The organism is Rhodococcus sp. Q (assembly GCF_005503035.1).
GTDB lineage: Bacteria > Actinomycetota > Actinomycetes > Mycobacteriales > Mycobacteriaceae > Rhodococcus_G.
The window spans coordinates 66,549-81,688 of record NZ_SCOY01000001.1 but is presented as its reverse complement, the minus strand read 5'-3'; the positions used below and the strand labels follow the sequence as shown (position 1 = coordinate 81,688).

General features: G+C 68.7%; 17 protein-coding genes. 3 read left to right on the top strand and 14 right to left on the bottom strand.

All coding sequences use genetic code 11. The features are described 5' to 3' along the window. Positions 1–110 precede the first annotated feature (110 nt). The 4 genes from FFS72_RS00435 to FFS72_RS00420 are packed head-to-tail and all read right to left on the bottom strand — an operon-like array spanning position 111 to position 4,252. Positions 111–1,139, bottom strand: coding sequence for an NADPH:quinone oxidoreductase family protein (locus FFS72_RS00435; protein WP_137872083.1), 1,029 nt, complete (start codon positions 1,137–1,139; stop codon positions 111–113). Positions 1,140–1,143: 4 nt separating this feature from the next. After that, positions 1,144–1,938 carry an enoyl-CoA hydratase/isomerase family protein gene (locus tag FFS72_RS00430; protein WP_137872082.1) on the bottom strand — a complete coding sequence of 265 codons (795 nt, stop codon included), beginning with the start codon at positions 1,936–1,938 and terminating at the stop codon, positions 1,144–1,146. Then, positions 1,935–2,954: a phosphotransferase family protein gene (locus FFS72_RS00425; RefSeq protein WP_249353061.1), complete on the bottom strand. Its 1,020-nt coding sequence runs from the start codon at positions 2,952–2,954 to the stop codon at positions 1,935–1,937. The genes FFS72_RS00430 and FFS72_RS00425 overlap by 4 nt, the downstream gene beginning before the upstream one ends. Next, the gene (locus FFS72_RS00420; RefSeq protein WP_137872081.1) at positions 2,951–4,252 is read right to left on the bottom strand and encodes an acyl-CoA dehydrogenase family protein; all 1,302 of its coding nucleotides are present in this window, start codon (positions 4,250–4,252) and stop codon (positions 2,951–2,953) included. Before FFS72_RS00420 ends, FFS72_RS00425 begins: the two co-directional genes overlap by 4 nt. 79 nt (positions 4,253–4,331) lie before the next feature. Between FFS72_RS00420 and FFS72_RS00415 the strand changes: the two genes are divergently transcribed. From FFS72_RS00415 to FFS72_RS00405, 3 genes are read left to right on the top strand one after another with little or no spacing between them, the layout of a single operon-like run. Next, positions 4,332–4,772: a VOC family protein gene (locus FFS72_RS00415; RefSeq protein ID WP_137872080.1), complete on the top strand. Its 441-nt coding sequence runs from the start codon at positions 4,332–4,334 to the stop codon at positions 4,770–4,772. Further along, positions 4,769–5,605 (top strand): SDR family oxidoreductase, encoded by an 837-nt coding sequence (locus FFS72_RS00410; RefSeq protein ID WP_137872079.1) that lies wholly within the window; start codon positions 4,769–4,771, stop codon positions 5,603–5,605. The genes FFS72_RS00415 and FFS72_RS00410 overlap by 4 nt, the downstream gene beginning before the upstream one ends. Next, positions 5,602–6,222, top strand: a complete 621-nt coding sequence (locus tag FFS72_RS00405) for a TetR/AcrR family transcriptional regulator (RefSeq protein ID WP_137872078.1) — start codon at positions 5,602–5,604, stop codon at positions 6,220–6,222. The genes FFS72_RS00410 and FFS72_RS00405 overlap by 4 nt, the downstream gene beginning before the upstream one ends. A 21-nt stretch (positions 6,223–6,243) precedes the next feature. Here the strand turns inward: FFS72_RS00405 and FFS72_RS00400 are convergent, their stop codons facing one another. The 10 genes from FFS72_RS00400 to FFS72_RS00355 are packed head-to-tail and all read right to left on the bottom strand — an operon-like array spanning position 6,244 to position 15,113. Continuing rightward, on the bottom strand, positions 6,244–7,038 hold the full coding sequence (locus FFS72_RS00400) for an NAD(P)-dependent oxidoreductase (RefSeq protein WP_137872077.1): 795 nt from the start codon (positions 7,036–7,038) through the stop codon (positions 6,244–6,246). Then, complete coding sequence (locus tag FFS72_RS00395; RefSeq protein ID WP_349303977.1) at positions 7,035–7,853, bottom strand: NAD(P)-dependent oxidoreductase; 819 nt, start codon at positions 7,851–7,853, stop codon at positions 7,035–7,037. The genes FFS72_RS00400 and FFS72_RS00395 overlap by 4 nt, the downstream gene beginning before the upstream one ends. A gap of 35 nt (positions 7,854–7,888) precedes the next feature. Then, positions 7,889–8,419, bottom strand: coding sequence for a DoxX family protein (locus tag FFS72_RS00390; protein ID WP_137872076.1), 531 nt, complete (start codon positions 8,417–8,419; stop codon positions 7,889–7,891). Position 8,420: 1 nt separating this feature from the next. Further along, positions 8,421–9,350 (bottom strand): alpha/beta fold hydrolase, encoded by a 930-nt coding sequence (locus FFS72_RS00385; protein ID WP_137872075.1) that lies wholly within the window; start codon positions 9,348–9,350, stop codon positions 8,421–8,423. Continuing rightward, positions 9,347–11,053, bottom strand: coding sequence for a thiolase C-terminal domain-containing protein (locus FFS72_RS00380; RefSeq protein WP_137872074.1), 1,707 nt, complete (start codon positions 11,051–11,053; stop codon positions 9,347–9,349). The genes FFS72_RS00385 and FFS72_RS00380 overlap by 4 nt, the downstream gene beginning before the upstream one ends. Next, complete coding sequence (locus FFS72_RS00375) at positions 11,046–12,410, bottom strand: cytochrome P450 (protein ID WP_137872073.1); 1,365 nt, start codon at positions 12,408–12,410, stop codon at positions 11,046–11,048. The genes FFS72_RS00380 and FFS72_RS00375 overlap by 8 nt, the downstream gene beginning before the upstream one ends. Before the next feature lie 51 nt (positions 12,411–12,461). Beyond that, entirely contained in the window at positions 12,462–12,653 is a 192-nt protein-coding gene (locus FFS72_RS00370) for a ferredoxin (protein WP_137872072.1), read from the bottom strand. A 49-nt stretch (positions 12,654–12,702) separates the two neighbouring features. Then, positions 12,703–13,563, bottom strand: a complete 861-nt coding sequence (locus FFS72_RS00365) for a mycofactocin-coupled SDR family oxidoreductase (RefSeq protein WP_137872071.1) — start codon at positions 13,561–13,563, stop codon at positions 12,703–12,705. A 39-nt stretch (positions 13,564–13,602) separates the two neighbouring features. Next, positions 13,603–14,307: an SDR family NAD(P)-dependent oxidoreductase gene (locus FFS72_RS00360; protein WP_137872070.1), complete on the bottom strand. Its 705-nt coding sequence runs from the start codon at positions 14,305–14,307 to the stop codon at positions 13,603–13,605. Beyond that, positions 14,304–15,113 (bottom strand): TauD/TfdA dioxygenase family protein, encoded by an 810-nt coding sequence (locus tag FFS72_RS00355; RefSeq protein WP_137872069.1) that lies wholly within the window; start codon positions 15,111–15,113, stop codon positions 14,304–14,306. The genes FFS72_RS00360 and FFS72_RS00355 overlap by 4 nt, the downstream gene beginning before the upstream one ends. Positions 15,114–15,140 lie beyond the last annotated feature (27 nt).

Below are 15,140 nucleotides of genomic sequence, written 5' to 3'. Positions count from 1 at the left end.
TGCGCCCCGGTTCCGAGTTCGATGGGACCGGGGCGAGGTGCCTGGGTCAAGGATCGGCGCGGATACCCGGCATTCGGGGCACTACTCGAGCATGTTTCCGGCTTCGACGGTCAGGGGAAGCCCGGTGACGTACCGGGATTCGTCCGAAGCGAGGAACTCGTGCCGCCCGCACCCGGGGCGATGTCGAGCAGTACCTTCCCGACGGCGCGTCCGTCCGCGACGTGTCGCAGTGCGTCGGCCGCCTTGTCGAGCGGGAAGGACGCGCCGATGTGCGGGGTGACGCGTCCCGCCACGAGCAGTTCCGTGAGTTCGCGTTCGTTGCGCAGATACTCGTCGGCCGGGATGTCCTGGAACTGGAATCCGAGGATGTGAATACCCTTGACCAGCACCAGGTTCAACGGGATCTTCGGGATGACGCCCGAGGCGTAGCCGACGGTGACGAAGCGGCCACCCCGGCGCAGGGTGCGCAGGGCGGGTTCGGCCAGGTCACCCCCGACGGGATCGATCACCGCGTGTGCCCCGTCGGGCAGGGCGCGGCGCAGCGCGTCCCGGAGGTCCCCGTCGCGATGATTGACGAGGTGGGTCGCGCCGTACGACGCGGCGACGTCGAGCTTGTCGGCGGACGAGGCGACCGCGGTGACCGACGCGCCGAGCGCGACACCGAGCTGTACCGCGGCCAGCCCGACACCGCCGCCCGCACCCAGCACGATCAGGTCGTCGCCCGCGCCGATGCGGGCCACCGACCGCAGCGTGTGAAATGCGGTGCGGTGCGCGACGCCGAACGCCGCCGCCACCCGCGGGTCGACGCCCGCCGGGACGGGTGTCAGCTTCGCGGCATCCGCGACCACCTCCTCGGCGAACGCGCCGATCAGCCCGGTCGACGTGACGAGGTCGCCCACCGCGAGGGCGTCGACACCGTCGCCGACGGCCTCGACCACGCCGGCGTACTCGCTGCCGGGCACGAACGGTGGGGGCACGCTGATCTGGTAGCTCCCCGCGGTGAGCAGGACGTCGGGGAAGTTCACGGACGCGGCGCGGACCCGCACCCGCACCTGGCCGGGGCCGGGCAGGGGTGACGGGCGCTCCTCGATGCGCACCACCTCGGGTGGCCCGTACTCGGGGCAGACGACGGCGCGCATCAGCTCACCGACCGGTCCACAGGGGTGGCCGCTTCTCGATGAAGGCGGCCGCGCCCTCCTTGGCGTCCTCACTGGTGAAGACGACGGACTGCCATTCGCCGAGGCGCTCGTCCGCGGCGGCAGGCTGCACGACCGCGAGTCGGGCGAGCTCCTTGCACGCGGCGAGACCGAGCGGTGCGTTCGCGGCGATCCGCTCCGCGTAGCCGATCGCGGTGTCCAGGACGGCATCCGGTTCGACGACCGCGTTGACCAGGCCGAGCGCGTAGCCGCGTTCGGCGGTGATCGTGTCGCCGGTCAGCGTCATCTCCAATGCCGCGCCGAGGGGAATGCGGGTGCCGATGAACGTTCCTCCGCCGCCGGGGAACAGGCCCCGCCTGACCTCCGGAAACCCGAACACCGCGGCGGATGACGCGACGATGATGTCGCAGCCGAGCAGCAGTTCGAGTCCGCCGCCGATGGCGGTCCCGTTGGCGGCGCCGATGATCGGGACGGGGATCTCGCCGCGGCCGAGGCGGTGGTAGGCATCGGTGGCGTCGTCGGATCCGTAGCCGATGTCCTCGCCGTCCGCGAAGGCTCGCAGGTCCATGCCCGAGCAGAAAGCGCGGTCCCCGGTGCCGGTGAGGACGATCGCGCGGATCTGCGGATCGCTCTCGGCTTCGAGCGCGGCCGTGCCGATGCCTCGGATCATCGGTCCGGTCAGCGCATTTCGCGAACTCGGCCGGTCGAGTCGGACGATCAGGACCGGTCCGCGCCGTTCGACGGCGAGACCTTCGATGCTGTTCAGAACTTCTACGCTCACCCTCGGTACCCACTCGACTCGGCGAGCTCGGCGGCGGACCGCATCAGCTCGGGAACGATCGCGCCGAACGACTGCAACTTGATGTCGTCGCCTGCGCGCTGGAAGCCCTGCTCGAGCACGATCGCGAGTTTCCACTTCGCGAGCACCAGGTAGTAGTCGAGGTCGTCGACCTGGCGACCCGACACCTCGGCGTAGTGCGCGACGAGCTGCGACCGCGACGGCATCCCGCGCAGGTCGACATAGCTGGCGGTCGCGGCCTCGGGCGTATTCGTGTCCTCGGGCCAACTCTGCACCATCCAGGCGAGGTCGAGCTTCGGGTCGCCGACCGTACCCATCTCCCAGTCGACGATCGCCGCGAGCCTGGCCGGTGCGCCGTCCCTGAACATCACATTGGCGAACTGGTAGTCGCCGTGCATGATTCCCGGGACGAAGTCGAGCGGCTTGTGTTCGCGGAGCCAACGGGTGGCGACGTCCATGCCGTCGAGTTCCCGGCCCTTGATGCGCTCGAAGAACCCGGTCCACCGGGACACCTGACGTTCGTGGAAGCCGTCGGGGCGCCCGAGGTCGTGCAGTCCCTGCGCCTTCCAGTCGACCTGGGAGAGCAGTGCGATGCCCTCGGCCAACTGGTAGGCGAGGCCGGCCCGCTGGGAGTGGTCCGACGTGAACGGTTCGACCCACTGCTTGTTGCCCATCGGCGACCAGCCGTCGACGAACCCCATCAGGTAGAAGGGACGCCCGAGGACGGACGTGTCCTCGCACGCGGCGATCGCCTTCGTGTGCGGGACGTCGGTTCCGTCCAACGCCTGGATGATGCGCCACTCGCGCAGGATGCCCTCGTCACGATTCGCCGGTGCGTGCGCGGGTGGGAGCCGGATGACGCAGCGGTCGTCCCGGCGGACGATCTCGTAGATCTCGTTCTGCGTTCCGCCGGAGAGGAATCTGGCTTCGAGCGGGGCACCCTTGCCGGGCAGTCCCATACCGTCCATCCAGGTGGCGAGGCGTTCGGTGTCGATCACAGGTTACCTACTTCGAGTTCGAGGAATTCGGCGAACTTCTCCCGCGCAGCGGCCTGCTTTCGGGGGATCCATTCGGTCGGCCAGAGGTCGTCGCTGGGACGGTGGTCGCGCAGGACCTGCTTGGCGACGGTCACCTTGTGCACCTCGGTGGGGCCGTCGGCGAGGCCCATGACCGCCGCACCATTGATCATGCGGAAGAACGGCATCTCGTTGGTGACTCCGAGTGCACCGTGGACCTGCATTGCGCGCCAAGCGATGTCGTGCAGCACGGTCGGCATGATGATCTTCGCGGTGGCGATGTCCTTGCGGACCCTCTTGTAGTCGTTGTACTTGTCGATCTTCCACGCCGTGTTCAGGACGAACAGCCGGAACTGTGTCAGCTGGGCGTACGACTCGGCGATGTAGCCCTGGACGAACTGCTTGTCGGACAGTCTGCTTCCGGCGGTGGTCCGGCTCAGTGCGCGCTCGCACATCATGTCCAGTGCCTTCTGCGCGAGTCCGATCGTCCGCATCGCGTGGTGGATACGCCCGCCCCCCAGCCGGGTCTGTGCGATGGCGAACGCCTGCCCCTCACCGCCGAGAAGGGCCTCGGCAGGAACGCGGACATCCTGGTAGTGGATGAGGGCGTGCGATCCGCCGTTCATCGGTTCGCCTGCCAGGCCGACGTTCCGGACGATCTCGATTCCCGGGGCGTCCGTCGGGACGAGGAACATCGACATCCGGTGGTAGGTGTCGAGATCCGGGTCGGTGACCGCCATGACGATCAGGAACGATGCCGTACTCGCATTGGAGGAGAAGTACTTCCATCCGTTGATGACGTAGTGGTCGCCGTCGCGCACCGCTCGCGTCGTGAACTCGGACGGGTCGGCACCCGCCTGCGGTTCGGTCATCGAGTACGTGGAGAACAGCTCACCGTCGAGCAGCGGCTGCAGGTAGCGGCGCTTCTGCTCCTCGGTGCCGTAGTGGGCGATGATCTCCGCGTTGCCCGTGTCCGGCGCCTGGCAGCCGAAGACGATCGGCGCCCACGACGACCGCCCGAGGATCTCGTTGAGCAGGGCGAGCTTGAGTTGGCCGTAGCCCTGGCCGCCCAGTTCGGGGCCGAGATGCGTCGCCCACAGGCCCTGGTCCCTGACCTGTTGCTTGAGGGGGTCGACGGCCTTGCGGCGACCGCCGTCGAGCGGCACGAACTGCTCGTGTTCCCACACCAGGTCGAGTGGTTCCACCTCCTCCCGAACGAAGGTGTCGGCCCAGTCCAGCTTCGCCTGGAACTCGGGGTCGGTCTCGAAATCCCATGCCATTGCGCCTCCTTCTGGATCGTGAGAATATGCTTCTCGTGATCCAGAATGCAATTCTTTCGAGGATTTGGGAAGGGCTTCGATGAAGGCGGACAACCTTTTCCACATCGGAATCGTCACGGACGACCTCGACGCGACGCGGGCGGGCCTCACCGGCCTCCTCGGGTACGAGTGGGGGCCGCAGATCGGCGGACCGGTCACCGTCACACTGCCGGGCGGTGTCGTCGTGGACGTCGAGATGGCGTGCGCGTACTCGATCACCACCCCGCGGCTGGAGATCGTGCGCAGCATCCCCGGTACGTTCTGGGAACCGGTCGCCGGCGCGGGAGTCCACCACCTGGGGTACTGGTCGGACGACGTCGCCGCGGATGCCGCCGAACTGGCCGCCGCGGGCTACGAGACCGAGGCGACACGAGGTGGACCGGACGGTCCGTCCTTCGCCTTCCTGCGCAGCGACACCGGGTACCGGGTCGAACTCGTCAGCCGCGCGTCGCAGTCCGGGCTGGAACGGTGCTGGGCATGACCACAGTGGGCGTGGTGACCGGCGCCGGCCGCGGCATGGGCCTCGAATGTGCGCGTCGCATGGCCACGATGGTCGGCACACTGCTCCTCGTCGACCTGGACGGGCAGACCGCGCGCGACGCAGCGGAGGAACTGTCGTCATCTCTCGGTGCCGCGGTCGAACCGTTCGTCCTCGACATCACGGACCGCGAGGGCCTCACCCGTCTCGCCGCCCGGGTCGCCGAACTGGGAACCCTTCGGGCGGTCGCGCACGTCGCCGGCATCTCCCCGACCATGGCCGACTGGCGTCGCATCATCGAGGTCGACCTCGTCGGAACAGCGCTGCTGGCGGAAGCGCTCCGCCCGCTCGCGACCGCGGGCACCGCGTTCGTCTACTTCTCGTCGATGGCGCCGACGATTGCGGGTGTCGTCGCCGATCCGGTGCTCGACGCCGTGCTCGACGAACCGCTGCACCCCGACCTGCTCGATCGGATCCAGGCAGCGCTCGGTGCGCAGGCCGAGCACCCGGGTGCCGCGTACGTCTGGGCGAAGTACGGAGTCCGTAGGTTCGCGCAGCACGAGGCGATCCGGCTCGGACCCGTCGGCGCGCGCGCGTGTTCGGTCTCGCCCGGCATCATCGACACCCCGCAGGGGCGTCAGGAATCGGAGCACAACTCGTCGATGGCGGCGATGGTGGACCGGACCCCGCTCGGCCGGACCGGCCGAGCAGACGAAGTCGCCGCCGCCGTCGCGTTCGCACTGTCCGACGAGGCGTCCTTCCTGAGTGGTGTCGACCTGCTCGTCGACGGCGGAGTCTGTGCGGCAACGCGTCTCGACGCCGGGATGGAGCGGTGAGCGACGTCGCGAGCCGCATCGCCCAGCGTTCACTGGCGAAACGGGAAGCGGGATACGCCGAGGAGGTGCGGCGTCTGCTCGACGCCGCACTGCAGGTGATCGCGGAACGCGGCACCACCTCGCGGCCGAGGGTCGCGGACATCGTGCGCGCGGCGCGCCTGTCGAACGACGCCTTCTACCGGCACTTCAAGTCGAAGGACGCGCTTGTTGCCGCGATTCTGGAGGACGGCACACAGCGTCTCACCACCTATGTCGCGCACCAGATGTCGAAAGAGTCCACACCGGAGGCGAAGGTCCGAGGTTGGGTGGTGGGTGTGCTGTCGCAGGCAGCGGAGGAGTCGGCGGCGACGACGCGGGCGGTGCTGTGGAATGCCGGCACGCTCACCTCGGACACCCTGGACGGACCGCCCTCGGCGAGCGGCCCGCTGGCCGCACTGTTGCGGGAGCCGTTCGCCGAACTCGGCAGTCCCGATCCGGAATTCGATGCCTTGCTCGCGGCGCACGCGATCGTGGGTGCACTCGGTGACCATCTGTGGAAGGGAACCGTCCCCGGCGACGCCGGCGTCGAGCGGATCACCGCTTTCTGTCTGCGGGCCGCGACGTACTCCGTGAGATGACGCGGATCGACGCCGGATCCGTCAGCGCGACTGTGCCTCGATCGCGTCGTCGAGGACGCCGAGGGAGCCGCCGAGATCGGCGACGGTTTTGCGGACGACGTCGATGTCCTTTCGGAGGAAGTCTCCGACGGACTCGGTGAACACCGACACCGATCCACGACTGGAGACCCCTGCCAGCGCCCGGCTCGCACCGCTGGCGTGGGGGAGTGCGGAGAGCAGGCTCGATTCGTCGACTCCGAGTTGCCCTGCGAGACGGACAGCTTCGGCGATCAGGCCGATGTTCGCGGCGAAGAGGGCGTTGTTGACGAGTTTGACGCGCTGCCCGTTCCCGATCGCCCCGACGTGCAGCACCGGGTGGGAGTACGCCGTCAGGACCGGTCGGGCGCGGTCGACCGCGGCGGTGTCGCCGCCCGCGAACACGGTGAGCGTGCCCGCGGCGATGTCGTGCGGTCCGCCGCTGACGGGTGCGTCGACGACGTGGACGTCGTGGAGTCGCGCCCGTGCCGCGATGGCCTCGGCGGTCCGCGGGCTGCCGGTCGTGTGCAGGACGAGGGTCGAGCCGGGGGCCATCTCGGTGAGCAGCGGTCCGTCCAGGCAGACTCGCTGCACCTGGTCGTCGGTGAACACGCACACGACGACGACGTCGGCGTCCGCCGCGACTGCCGCCGTGTCCGACACCGGCGTGGCGCCCAGATCGGCGACCGCGGCACGGTTGCCGTCGGTGCGCGCGAGGACGTTCACCGCGTGGCCCGCATCGACCAGGCGGCGGACCATCGGTGCACCCATTCGTCCCGCACCGATGAACCCGACCCTCACCGCTCGTGTCCCATCAGGCCCAGGGTGGCGTCGGCGGCGGTGAGCACGATTCCTGGTTGCGCCGCAGCACCTTCCGCGAGTTCCGCGACGAGACCGACGTCCTTGCGGAGCAGTGCGCCCGCGTGCGCGGCGATGCGATCGAGGGTGATCCCCGCGTTGACGACGCGGCCGAGCGCGAAACTGTTGGCGGTGCCGTGGGCGATGACCTCGCCGAGCTTCGCCGGGTCAACGCCGAGCGACTCGCCGAGGGTGAAGGTGCTGTACGCGGTCGAGAGGTTGGCCGTGAACAGCAGATTGTTGAGGAGCTTCGTCACCTGACCCGACCCGACCCCGCCCAGGTGGACGAGTGGCCCGGCGAAGGTCTCGAGGACGGGCCTGGCCCGCTCGACGGCGTCGGCGTCGCCGCCCGCCATCACCAGGAGCCGACCCTCGGCCGCGGCGACGGGGCCGCCGCTGACCGGAGCGTCGACGAAGGAGACACCCTGCGCCCCGGCCAGGTCCGCGAGCTCGCGGCAGGTGTCGGGGTGGATCGTGCTGTGCACCACGATCACACCGCCGGGGGCGAGGCCGGACAACACCCCGGCCGCACCCGTCACCACTTGCCGGACGTCGTCGTCGGCGATCACGCAGATGCAGACCACATCGCTCGCCGCGGCCAGCTCGGCCGGGGTGCCCACCGTCTTCGCTGCGGTGTCGGCGAACGGTTCGAGCGACTCGGGGCGACGCGCCCACAGGGTCGTCTCGAATCCCGACTGGACGATGCGCCGGGCGATCGGGGCGCCCTGCAGGCCGAGGCCGATGAAACCGACGCGCAGCGTGCTGCTTTCGGCCTCCATTGCGTTGCCGGTTGTCACGGTGCCTCCACTTCGGTCTTGGTGCAGACGGGTTCGGTGGGTTCCGGACGCCAGAAGGCGACGATCAGGCCCGCCGCGGCCATCACGCCGACCCCCAGCGCGATCGCACCGCCTGCCCAGCCGTCGACGACGATGCCCGCGACGTCGTCCACCGACGCCGCGCCCGGGCCGAGCAGCGCGAGCGCCACCGCGACGACCGCCAGCACCAGGACGTACTCGTATCCCTCACGGAAGACGAAGAATCCGTTCGGCCGGTGCGCCAGGACGCCGGCGACGACCATGACCGAGACGACGGCCGCGCACGCGAGCGGGGTGAGGAGTCCGAGGATCAGCAGCAGGCCCGCTCCGATCTCGGTGACCACGCTCGCCCACGCCTGGAGCGTGCCCTGCCGCAGTCCCAGGCCGCTGAACCAGCGCGCGGTGCCTTCGATGCGTCCGCCGCCGAGCCAGTGGTTGACGCCGTGCGCGATCATCGTCGCGCCGAGTACGAGGCGGATGAGCAGTTGTGCGGTGTCGACAGCAGTCATGTCACGCGCCTCCTTCGGGTTCGGTGCCGTGCCTGCGTCCGGCGATGCATTCTTCGAGAAACGACAGGACGCTCAGGTGGTAGGCCGCGGCCGTGTGGCCGAGGCTGAGGTTGTGCCCACCGTCGGGCTGAGTGACGATTTCGAATCGCGGTGTCGAGGTGAACAGTTCGGCGATGGCGCGCAGCGCCTCGGGGTCGTTGCGCCACACGTGCTCGTGCTCGCCTGCGGTGAAGTGCACGGGGATGGTCACCTGCGCCGCGAGGTCCGGGAAGGTGGTCCGCGGCCAGTCACCGACGACGCGCGTCTCGTACGACGGGGTCGCGGACGCGATGGGGCCGCCGCCGAGCAGTGCACGGGGGTACAGGTGCTCGGGTGTCCACAGCAGTTCGCGGACCCCGGCCGGAGCCGCGTTGCGTTCACTCGAACCGAGGATGTCGTGTGCGCGGTCCTGATGCCGGCGTCCGGTGCCGGACAGTTCGAGCCCGAGCAGTTCGCGTCCGCGCTCGTCCGCCGCCATCCGGGTACCGAGCTCGCACCCCACCGAGTGGGACAGCACGAAGAGGCCCTTGCCTCGATCGCTTCCGTCGAGGAGGCGATCCACCGCGCCGTAGGCGAGATCGACGCGCCGCGGAGCCGGCGCGACGTCGATCGCGTGCGGATGGGAGCTGCCGTAGCCGGGACGGTCGAGGGCGATCACCGTGTAGCCGAGTGCTGCCCCCGTCCGGAGCAGCGAGTACCGAGGGTGACCCGGGCAGTCGAAGTACGCGGAGCTGGTCGCGCCGCCGTGCAGTGCGACGATCACGGCACGGGGTCGGGACACCTGCGCGACCAGCGCGGACATCGGGATGCCGTCGACGTCGACGACCCGGCGGGCCGGGGCGAGGGAATCGGGGTCTGCTGCCGCGATCAGATCGGAATCGGTTGTGGTCACGTGTCACTCCGGAGAAGAAGGACGCCGCCGGGGGAGAGGCCGCCACTGCTGACGACGGCCACCCGGGCGTCGGGGATCTGACGGTCGCCGCCGTCGCCGCGCAGCTGGGTGATCGCCTCGTGGATCAGGCCCATGCCGTGGGTGCGTCCGTGCGAGAGCTGCCCGCCGTGGGTGTTGAGGGGAAGTACGCCGTCGCGGGCGATGTTGTGACCGCCGTCGAGGAAGTCCTTCGCCTCGCCGATTCCGCAGAAGCCGAGGGCTTCGATCCACGACAGGCAGTTGAAGGTGAAGCCGTCGTAGAGCTGCGCGACGTCGACGTCTGCGGGTCGCAGGGACGTACGTGACCACAGGTGGGCGGCGGGGCCGAGCACCTGCGGCTCGTGGGTGAGGGTGCTCTGGTCCCACTCGATGCGCTCGACGATCTGGGTGCCGACCGCCTCCACCAGGACAGCTGGTCGGGGCAGGTCGCGTGCCGCGTCGATCGCGGACACGATCACCGCGACGGAACCGTCGCACGGCACGTCGCAGTCGAAGAGCCCGAACGGGGTGGTGATCGGGCGGGCACCGAGGTAGTCGTCCATCGTCATGGGATCGCGGTAGATCGCGGACGGATTCAGCTGGGCGTTCGCCCGCTGGTTCAACGCGATCCAGCCGAGAGTCTCCCGGGTGGTGCCGTACCGGTGGAAGTGGCGCTGCGCGTTCTGCGCGAGGGTGTGTGCGGCGGAGGTGGCCCCGAACGGCATCAACCAGTTGGGTGTGCGTCCCGGAGCGCCCTGGGCGAGCTGACCACGCTTGACGAGCTCGCCGTGCGTCGACTCCCACAGGGTGCGATAGCACAGGACGTGACGCGCCAACCCGCTCGCGACGGCAAGCATTGCCGCGATAACCGAACCGCTGGGGCCGAAGGTTTCGATACCGCCGTTGTGCCACGTCGGGCGTAGACCCAGTGCGGCCTCGACCCCGACCACACCGCCCTCACCGAAGCCGCCGACCTGCCCGGCCCCGGGATAGCTGGCGACACCGTCGATGTCGGCCATCGTCAGTCCCGCGTCGGCGACCGCGCGCTCGCACGCTTCGACGGTCAGGGCCATCGGGGTGCGCATGAGGCGGCGTCCGATGTCGGAGGTGCCGATGCCGGTCAGGGCGACCCGGTCCTCGAACTTCGTCGTCGTGGCCATGGGACGGATGTGCCGCGCGACGTCCTCGGGCTCGATCTCGTCCGAGGGGAACGGGGCCGGCTCGGATTGGTCCGCGGCGGGGCGGAACAGGGGGAGCCACACGTCGTCGTCGTGGTGGAACACGACCTCCATTCGCATGCCCAGCTCGAGCCGGTCCGGCTCGCACTCGACGGCGTTGGTGGTCAGCCGAACCCGGGGGTCCTCCTCGATCGCGACCTGCGCGACGACGTACGGCGGCGGGAGCCCGGGCAGTCCGAAGCGGTGGTTCACCGTGAAACCGACGAGCGTCGCGGTGCCGGAGACGGCACGCACTCCCATGTCGTGCCCGCGGCAGTACCGGCAGATCGGCTGCGGCGGATGGATCAGGCCGGAGCACGACCGGCATTCCTGGATGCGCAGCACACCGTCGGCGCCGGACGTCCAGTAGAAACGATTCTGGTCGGTGAGCTGCGGCAGAGGACGACCGGACGCGGGAGCCCGGTCGTCCTCGTGCCGAACAGATTCAGCGACAGCCGAATCAGCCACGCTCGGCCGCTTTCCGTGCCAGGGCCAACGGTTCGGCGAGCCGCTCCTCGTCGCACTGCTTCTGGAGTGCGGCCAGCGTCTCGTCGAGACCCGGCCCGAGCCGGGGTCCGGGGGTGAAGGTGGCGGGCAGGTGCCGCATCCCCTGGATGACGCCGATGGTGTCGTAGTGGACGGTGCCCTCCGGATCGCACGTGTAGTCGGGCATCCGGTCGAGCACAGCGAGAAGCATCCGCTTGAAGACCGTTCGGGCGACGTTCGATCCGATGCATCGGTGGATGCCGAGACCGAAGCTGAAGTGCCGGTTACCCGTCCGTTCCAGGTCGATCGAGTTGGGCTCGGGGAACAGGGAACCGTCCCGGTTCGCCATCGCCCAGGAAAGCCAGAGTCGATCGCCCTCCTTGAACTCCGCACCCGCGTACTCGCAGTCCGCGGAGACCGTGCGACCGTCACCGGGGGCGGGCGCGAAGAAGCGGAGGAACTCCTCGGTCGCCGAGTCGAGGATCGCGTCGCGTTCGGCGCTGAGCATCGCTCGCTGGTCGGGATTCTGTGACAGCCACTCGAGTGAGTGCGCGGTCAGTGCTGTCGTGGTGTCGAATCCGCCACCGATGAGCAGGCTGAGGATGCCGAGCAACTCCATCTCGTCCGGCTTCTCGCCGAGCACCTCGACGTCGGCAATGGCGTTGATGAGCCCGGGACGGGGGTTCTCGCGGATCTCGAACAGGTTGGTGAGCAGATCGAGACCCATCGCGCGATGCAGCTCCGCGATGCGCGGGATGTCCGGGGAATCCGGCGGTGTGTACACCGCGGCGTGCACCGGCTCGTTGTATATCGTCCACTTCGCCAACGGAATTCCGAGCATCCCGAGGGTGAGGACCGCGGGAACGATGTTGGCGAGTTCGTCCACGAAATCGATGTGGCCGGACTCGATCTTCTCGTCGATGCTGGCGCGGACCACCTCGTCGATGAAGGGGATCCAGCGGTTGACCGCGGCGGGCGACAGATAGGGATTGAGCAGGGACCGGAACTCGCGGTGCTCCGGTTCGTCCATCTCGAGGATGCCGCCCCGGACGCCCGACGCGCGTTGCGCCGTCGGGATGTTGATGCCCTTGTAGCCGCGACGCTTGCCGTGGATGTCGTGATCGTTCGAGACTTCCGGGCACCGGGCGAGCTCGAACACCTCGTTGCTCCCCGCAGCCACCCAGTGGCCGCCGTGCGTTTCCGACCAGGCCATCGGGCACTTGCTGTGCATCTCCTGCGTGATCGGCAGGAAGTTGTCGCGGTACTCGGGGGCGTGTCGGTCGAAGTGGAAGGTGGTTTTCTTGCGACTGTCGTCCGCTACGACATCGTCAACGCTCATCGGCGCTGTCCTCTCTGGGAATTCGAGCAACCTGGCGTACCGGATCGCGCGTCAGGAAATCGAGATGGCCTGCTCGGGGCAGGAGCGGACGGCCTCGCGCACGTCCTCCTCCTGCCCCGCGGGGACGTCCTCGCTGACCGGGGTCGAGTGGCCGTCGATGTCGCTGAGCTCGAACGAGTCCGGTGCTGCCATCGCGCACAGCGTGTGCCCCTGGCAGCGGTGTGAATCGACCTGCACCTTCACTGTATTCCTCCTTTTTGCAAGTGATTTCGTCAGTCGGAGGCGGATCGGCTCAGATGTGGTAGTCGTACCACTTGAGGTAGCCACCCGCGTCGACACGCATCTGCATGCCGGTGACGAACTTCGCTTCGTCGGATGCCAGGAAGAGCACGGTGTTGCTGATGTCCTCGGGCTCGACGTACGGCACCGGCATCGCCTGCTGCACGTGGAAGGCCGGCTCCGCGTCCGCCCGGGTGGGATTCTCGAGGTCGGGGCGGAAGGAGCGGTACATCGGCTCGCTCTGCAGCATGTCGGTGTTGCAGTTCGTCGGATGCACGACGTTGGCCCGGATCTTGCGCGGGGCGAGGTGGGTGGCGAGCTCGTGAATGTACTGGGACAGGGCACGCTTCGAGAAGACGTACGCGACCCCGCCGAGATCCTTGCCGGGCTGGTCGACCTTGCTGATGTCCATCATCGCGGCAAGCGAACCGGTCGCGATGATGGAGGCGCCCTCGCTCAGGTGCGGCAGCGCGGCCTGGACGGCGTTCATGGTGCCGACGAGGTTGGTGTTCACCACGTCGCACCACGCCTGTACCGCAGGTTCGCCCTTCATGCCCGCGACACCGGCCTGCGCGACGACGATGTCGAGCCGGCCGAACTCCTCGATGCCCTGCTCGACGGCCGCCCGCATCTGCTCCGCCTCACGGACGTCGGCCTTGACGGCGACGATGCGGCGTCCGTGCTTTTCGACGAGCCGGCTGGTCTCGTCGAGGTCCTCCTGGGTCGCCATCGGGTAGCCGATGGACGACATGTCGGTACAGAGGTCGACCGCGATGATGTCGGCGCCCTCCTCGGCCAGGCGGACCGCGTGACTGCGGCCCTGACCACGTGCGGCGCCGGTGACGAATGCGACCTTGCCTTCTACACGACCCATGGTGGGAGTTCCTTTCGCTGTGGTGATTCGGCAGTGCCGCTAGGTGTTTCGGCCGCCGTTGACGCCGAGGATCTGGCCGTTGACATATCCGGCCTCCTCGGAGACGAGGAAGGCGCAGGCTGCGGCGATGTCCTCCGGGCGGCCGACGCGGCGGACCGGGGTGCGTTGGATGTGGTCGTCGATGGTGCCGCCGAGCCGGTTCTCCGCCTCGGCCTTGCGCAGCATCGGGGTGTCGATGAACCCGGGGGGTACGGCGTTGACGGTGATCCCGGACGGGCCGAGTTCGAGGGCCAGTGATTTGGTGAGGCCGTTCACCGCGGACTTGGCGGCGACGTAGTGGGACATGAAGGGCTGGCCGGAGTGGGCGCTGGAGGAGGAGATGTTGACGATGCGCCCCCACCCCGCGTCGAGCATGTCCGGGACGGTTGCCTGGATGCAGTGGAAGACGCCGTGCAGATTGACGCCGATCACCCGGTTCCACTCCTCGAAGGGGAGCTTCTTGAATCGTGCGTAGCCCTCGAGACCCGCGGCGTTGACGAGGATGGACACCGGTCCGAGTTGCGTCCGGATCTTCGTCAGGGCGTCTTCGACCTGCTCGCGGTTCGTGACGTCCGCGGCGTGCGAGAAGTCGTCGTCTGCGGGGTTGAGGTCGAGCACTGCGACGTGGCATCCGTCCGCGCGGAGGCGATCCGCGATGGCGCGCCCGATCCCGGACGCGCCACCGGTGACTACCGCTGTTTTCATGCCCAGGCCTCGTCGCCGGCGATGGTCGTGCGGTGCATGGTCCGCTCGGAGGAGGGGTCGTACTTCAGTGCGCGGTGCAGCATTCCGGTGTTGTCCCAGATGACGACGTCGCCCTCCTGCCAGTCGTGGGTGTAGGAGAACTGTTCCTGGGTGGACCACTCGAGCAGTTCGTCGAGCAGTGCGCGGCTCTCGTCCGGATCCATGCCGACGATGTGGTCGGCGGTGGCGCCGATGACGAACGACTTGCGACCGTCCCGGCGCGTCCACACGAGATCCGATTCGTGGGTGGGGAGCTGGCGGTACGCGGCCAGCTGCTCAGGGCTGGGGTCGGGATGCACGAGGCGCTGCGCGGCCTCGAAGCTGTGCACGACGCGCAGGCCCTCGTAGCGTTTGCGCTCCTGTTCGGACATGGTGTCGTACGCCGCGTAGGTGCTGGAGAACTGCGTGCCGCCGCCGACCATCGCCGCGTGCCTGCACGTCAGCATCGTCGCCTTGGCGGGGATGTCGTGCGTGGTGTCGTCGATGTGCCAGTGGAACGTGCCCTTGAGGTACTCGGCCGACTGGCTCTTCGTCGGGTCGAGGGAGACGACGAAGATCTCCTTGCCGGGGGCAGGCGTGCGGACGGTGCCGAGCCGGCGGCTGAAGGCCAGTTGGGCGTCGTCGTCCAGGTTCAGTCCGCGGATCAGCAGGACGCCTCGCCACTTCAACGCCTCCATGCACTGGGCGATGACCCGCTCGTCTGCGAGGTCTTCCACACCGGTGACTTCCACGCCCAACGAGGGGCGGAGCGCCTTGGTCTCGATCACAAGAATCTCCCTTCCGATTGCGAGAAC